We start from the raw sequence: 5,042 nt of genomic DNA on the forward strand, positions 1-5,042 counted from the left end.
GATCTTTTGATCTTCAGACTGAACGCTGAATTTTCGCCTCTTCACCGAGGCAAGCCGCCGCGGTGAACAGCACATCGGTGGACGAATTCAGCGCTGTTTCCGCCGAGTCCTGCAGCACACCAATGATGAAACCCACCGCTACCACCTGCATGGCAATCTCGCTGGGAATGCCGAACAGGCTGCACGCCAGCGGAATCAGCAGCAGCGAGCCACCGGCCACGCCCGAGGCGCCACAGGCACAGATCGCCGCGACGACACTGAGCAGGATCGCGGTCGGAATGTCCACGGCAATCCCCCAGCGTGTGCACGGCAGCCAGGCTCAGCACGGTGATGGTGATCGCTGCGCCGGCCATGTTGATGGTGGCGCCCAGCGGGATCGATACCGAGTAGGTGTCTTCATGCAGGCCCAGGCGCTTGCTCAGTTCCAGGTTGACCGGAATGTTCGCTGCCGAGCTGCGGGTGAAGAAGGCAGTGATGCCGCTTTCGCGCAGGCACTTGAGGGTCAGCGGGTACGGGTTGCGGCGCAGCTTCCAGAACACAATCAGCGGGTTCATTACCAGCGCCACAAACAGCATGCAGCCCAGCAGCACGGCCAGCAGGTGCGCATAACCGATCAACGCGCCGAAGCCCGAGGTGGCGAGGGTAGACGCCACCAGACCGAAAATGCCCAGTGGGGCGAAACGAATCACTACGCGCACGATCACGGTCACGCCGTTGGACAGGTCGCCCAGCACCTCGCGTGTGGTGTCGCCGGCATGGCGAATCGCGACGCCCATGCCGATCGCCCAGGCCAGAATGCCGATGAAGTTGGCATTCATCAGCGCGCTGACCGGGTTGTCGACCACGCTCAACAGCAGGCTTTGCAGCACTTCGGCAATGCCGCCCGGCGCGGTGACCGACACGTTGTCGGTGGACAGCACCAGATGCGAGGGAAACGCCATGCTGGCAATCACCGCGACCACGGCTGCGGCGAAAGTACCGAGCAGGTACAGGAACAGGATGGGCCTGATGTGGGTTTCCTGACCGTGCTTGTGGTTGGCAATCGACGCCATTACCAGCACGAACACCAGAATCGGTGCCACGGCTTTCAGCGCCGAGACAAATACTTTGCCGATGAACGCCGAGCCTTTTGCCGCTTCCGGGGCGAACAACGCCAGAGCGATACCGGCGATCAGGCCGATCAGGATCTGCGTGACCAGACTGAGGTTTTTCAGGCGTTGCAGTAGAGAAGGGGATGAAGCGGTCATAACGGCATCTCTGATTTTTTATAGGGTGCAAGGTTGCGTGAAACCGGTGATACATCAAGGGGGCAGGTCACCGGCACGAACCGAAAGGGCTGACGCGCGATCAACGCTGTTAAACGGGCGCTGAACAGGGTGTACGTTTTTCAGGGCGCGGACTTTATCACAGCGTAGGCGTTATCCTTCAGGCCTGTGACGATCTGCCACCGGATTGATCGCCAAGTCGGCAGGTTTATGCAAGTCACTGCTGAAACACTCTGTTAAGATTCGCCATCCTCATTTTAATCGTTGCCAGCGGGCCTTCCGGTCATCGCTGGTGTCGTCGTTTTGCTGGAGTTGCTCATGCTGTTGCCCATTCTCCTGTTGTCTGCTGCCGGATTCACGGTGCTGACCACGGAATTCGTCATCGTCGGCCTGTTGCCGGCCATTGCCCGAGACCTGGCGGTAACCATTCCGCAGGCGGGTCTGCTGGTGACGCTATTCGCTTTCACGGTGGCGATGTTCGGCCCGTTTTTGACCGCCTATTTCGCCCGCTTCGAGCGACGCAAGTTATTCATCACCATCCTGATCATGTTCGGCCTGGCCAACACCGTTGCCGCGCTGGCGCCGAACATCTGGGTCATGGCCATAGCGCGCTTGATCCCGGCCCTCGGCCTGCCGGTGTTCTGGGCCTTGGCCAGCGAGACAGCGGTGGACATCGTCGGCCCGGATCACGCCGGCCGTGCGATTGCCAAGATCGGCTTCGGCATCGTCTGCGCCACGGTATTCGGCATCCCGGTGGGCACGTTGATTTCCGATGCGTTCGGCTGGCGCAGTGCATTCGCGATTCTGGCGGTGATCGCTTTTGCCAAGGCTTTGCTGCTGTTTGTTTATCTGCCGAAAACCAGCCTGCATCAGCACCAGGTCAGCTTCAGCTCGCAGTTCAAGATCCTGCGCAGCCCGCTGATGCTCGGCCATGTGCTGTTGTCGATCCTGGTGTTCAGCGGCATGTTCACCGCCTACACCTATCTGGCCGACATTCTCGAGCGTCTGGCGGGTTTTAACGGCACCGTGGTTGGCTGGTGCCTGATGGGTTTCGGTGCGGTCGGACTGATCGGCAATTCGCTGGGCGGGCGTGCAGTGGATCGTCATCCGCTGGGTGCGTCCGTGCTGTTCTGCGCGTTCATGATTGCCGGCATGGTCTCGCTGGTACCGAATATCCACTCGACGCTGGGCCTGGCGGTGGCCATGGGCATCTGGGGAATCACCCAGGCGGCGCTGTTTCTGGTCAGCCATGTGCGCCTGATGAAAGCCGCGCCGCAAGCGCCCGCGTTTGCCGCGTCGCTGAACATCGCCGGCGCCAACCTCGGTATCGGCCTGGGCGCGATGATCGGCGGGCGGGTGATCGACAGTGCTGGCCTGAGCTTTCTCGGCTTCGCCGCTGCCGGGTTCATTCTGTTGTCGGTATTCCTCGCCATGGTCTTGATGACGCTCAAGCCGCGCGAAGAGTGCGCCCAGGCGTCATAACGCGGTAAACAGCTCGCGTCGGGCACCTTCGGTAATCGCCACGATGCCGGGGTGCTTGACCTTGCGTTCCACGGAAATGGCATAGAACGACTCGGTCACCGCGTCGGTCTGGCCAATCACCTCAACGCCGTACTGGCGTTTGACTTCATCGGCAATCACGCTCGGACCGATGAAAATCCCGCTGCCCGATTGGCCGAAGGCTTGCATCAGGGCGCTGTCATCGAACTCCCCGACGATTCGCGGCTGGATCTGCTGCTCGGCGAACCAGCGCTGCAAACGGCTGCGCACCACGGTTTCCGCGCCGGGAATCAGCAGCGGTGCGCCGTTGAGGCTGCGCGGAAAGTCTTGCCCATATTGCGCCGCCAAATGCGCGGTGGCGAAAAAACTGATCCCGCATTCGCCGAGTTTCTGGCTGTAGCCCTTGATGTCGAGGTGCGACGGCATCGGGCTGTCGGAAATCACCAGGTCCAGACGCTGGATGGCCAGGTCCGCCAACAGGCGTTCGAGCTTGTCTTCGCGGCAGGTGATGCGCAGCGGTTCGTGCAACTCCATGGTCGGCGCGATCAGCCGATAGACGATGGACTTGGGCACCACGTCGGCCACACCGACGCGAAACAGGATCTGCTGTTCGTTGGGCTGGGCACGCAGCATCAACTCCAGTTCGCCGCCCAACTGGAACATCTGCTCAGCGTAGGGCAGGGCCTGGCGTCCGGCTTCGGTCAGCTCCAGCTGGCGGCCGACCCGTTGAAACAGTTCGATACCGTAGGTTTGTTCGAGCAGCGAAATCTGCCCGCTGATGGTTTGCGGAGTGAGGTTGAGTTGCTCGCAGGCACGCACGATGCTGCCGGTCTTGGCGACCACCCAGAAGTAATGCAGTTGTCTGTAATTGAGCACTCTAAGGTTCCCCCTCCTATAGGCGCTGCCGCAGGCTGCGATCCTTTGATCTTGCTTTAAAAAAATCAAAAGATCGCAGCCAGCGGCAGCTCCTGCACTGATTATCATAGTTCGTTAAAGACGAAGTATAGCCGCTAAAAATACGAATTTTCCTGAAGTGTTTGTCTCCCTAGAATGCCCAGCCATCGACGGGTGGTCTGTGACCCTGTCTGTTCATTCGAAGGAAAGCCTCATGAAATACACAATCCCTGCATTGATGTTTACGTCTTTACTGCTCATGGCCGGTTGTGATCAGGCCGAGAAAAGCGCCCAGCAGTTGATGGGCAAGGCGGCCGAAAGCGCCAAACAGGCGATCGACGAGACGCACAAAGCTGCGGAACAAGCGCTCAGCGACGCCACCGGCGGCTTGATCGAGAAAAAAGAAGCACCGGAAAAAGATGCGGAACAATCCGAATCTTCCTCCAAGACCCTCTAAACCGTCATACAAGAGTCAGGACTGACCCATGGAATATCTGTTAGAACTCGCCGCCAGCCCCGCCGCCTGGGTTGCTTTGGCCACACTGGTGGTGATGGAAATCGTGCTCGGCATCGATAACCTGATCTTTATTTCGATCCTGACCAACAAGTTGCCTGTGCAGCATCGGCAGAAGGCGCGCCGCATCGGTATCGGCATGGCGCTGATCCTGCGTCTGGCCCTGTTGAGCACCATCGCCTTCATCGTGCAGTTGACCGAACCTGTAATCGAAATCATGGGCCAGGCGTTCTCCTGGAAAGACATGATCCTGATTGCCGGTGGTCTGTTCCTGGTGTGGAAAGCCACGACCGAGATCCATCACAGCATGGACCCGGCCCCGGAAGACCCGAAAACTGCGACTTCGACCGTGACCCTGGGCTTCGCTGCCGCAATCGGTCAGATCCTGATGCTGGACATGGTGTTCTCCATCGACAGCATCATTACTGCGGTGGGTATGACTGAACACTTGCCGATCATGGTGATCGCGGTGGTGGTCTCGGTGATGGTGATGCTGTTCGCAGCTGAGCCGCTGGCCAAGTTCATCAACGACAACCCGACGGTGGTGATGCTGGCCCTGGGCTTCCTGATCATGATCGGCATGACGCTGATCGCCGAAGGCTTCGGTGCCCATGTACCGAAAGGTTATGTGTACGCGGCCATGGCCTTCTCGGCAGCGATTGAAGTGCTGAACATGATGTCGCGCCGGGCGAAGCAGAAGAAGCTGGCTCAACAGGCTTAACCTGCAGTAGACCAAAAGGCCGGCTGGACTCGTCGAGTTCAGCCGGCCTTTTTGCTTATGCCTCATGCCGTACGGCTTGTGCCTTATGTAGGAGCTGCCGAAGGCCTGACGATCTTTTTGATTTTTTTAGAGCAAGATCAAAAAGATC

4 protein-coding genes and 1 pseudogene are annotated in these 5,042 nt (G+C 59.2%); 3 read left to right on the top strand and 2 right to left on the bottom strand.

Annotation, left to right across the window (positions count from 1 at the left end):
- Nucleotides 1-13: 13 nt before the first annotated feature.
- Nucleotides 14-1,247, bottom strand: a pseudogene (sstT, locus tag HT737_RS25560) (serine/threonine transporter SstT).
- Nucleotides 1,248-1,583: 336 nt separating this feature from the next.
- Between sstT and HT737_RS25565 the strand changes: the two are divergent.
- Complete coding sequence (locus HT737_RS25565) at nt 1,584-2,747, top strand: MFS transporter (RefSeq protein ID WP_182404249.1); 1,164 nt, start codon at nt 1,584-1,586, stop codon at nt 2,745-2,747.
- Here the strand turns inward: HT737_RS25565 and nhaR are convergent.
- The gene (gene nhaR, locus HT737_RS25570; RefSeq protein ID WP_121184700.1) at nt 2,742-3,641 is read right to left on the bottom strand and encodes a transcriptional activator NhaR; all 900 of its coding nucleotides are present in this window, start codon (nt 3,639-3,641) and stop codon (nt 2,742-2,744) included. The genes HT737_RS25565 and nhaR overlap by 6 nt on opposite strands.
- A gap of 232 nt (nt 3,642-3,873) precedes the next feature.
- On the opposite strand from nhaR, the gene HT737_RS25575 reads away from it, so the two are divergent.
- Nucleotides 3,874-4,116 carry a hypothetical protein gene (locus tag HT737_RS25575; RefSeq protein WP_182404250.1) on the top strand — a complete coding sequence of 81 codons (243 nt, stop codon included), beginning with the start codon at nt 3,874-3,876 and terminating at the stop codon, nt 4,114-4,116.
- A gap of 28 nt (nt 4,117-4,144) precedes the next feature.
- Entirely contained in the window at nt 4,145-4,894 is a 750-nt protein-coding gene (locus HT737_RS25580) for a TerC family protein (RefSeq protein ID WP_041074106.1), read from the top strand.
- The last annotated feature ends 148 nt before the right edge of the window (nt 4,895-5,042 follow it).

This window comes from Pseudomonas sp. MD195_PC81_125, assembly GCF_014060985.1.
Classification (GTDB): Bacteria; Pseudomonadota; Gammaproteobacteria; order Pseudomonadales; family Pseudomonadaceae; genus Aquipseudomonas; species Aquipseudomonas parakoreensis.

What these genes read in the sequence shown, in the direction of transcription:
- HT737_RS25565 (WP_182404249.1), top strand. Translation starts at nt 1,584, where the DNA reads ATGCTGTTGCCCATTCTCCTGTTGTCTGCTGCCGGATTCACGGTGCTG.
- HT737_RS25580 (WP_041074106.1), top strand. Translation starts at nt 4,145, where the DNA reads ATGGAATATCTGTTAGAACTCGCCGCCAGCCCCGCCGCCTGGGTTGCT.
- HT737_RS25575 (WP_182404250.1), top strand. Translation starts at nt 3,874, where the DNA reads ATGAAATACACAATCCCTGCATTGATGTTTACGTCTTTACTGCTCATG.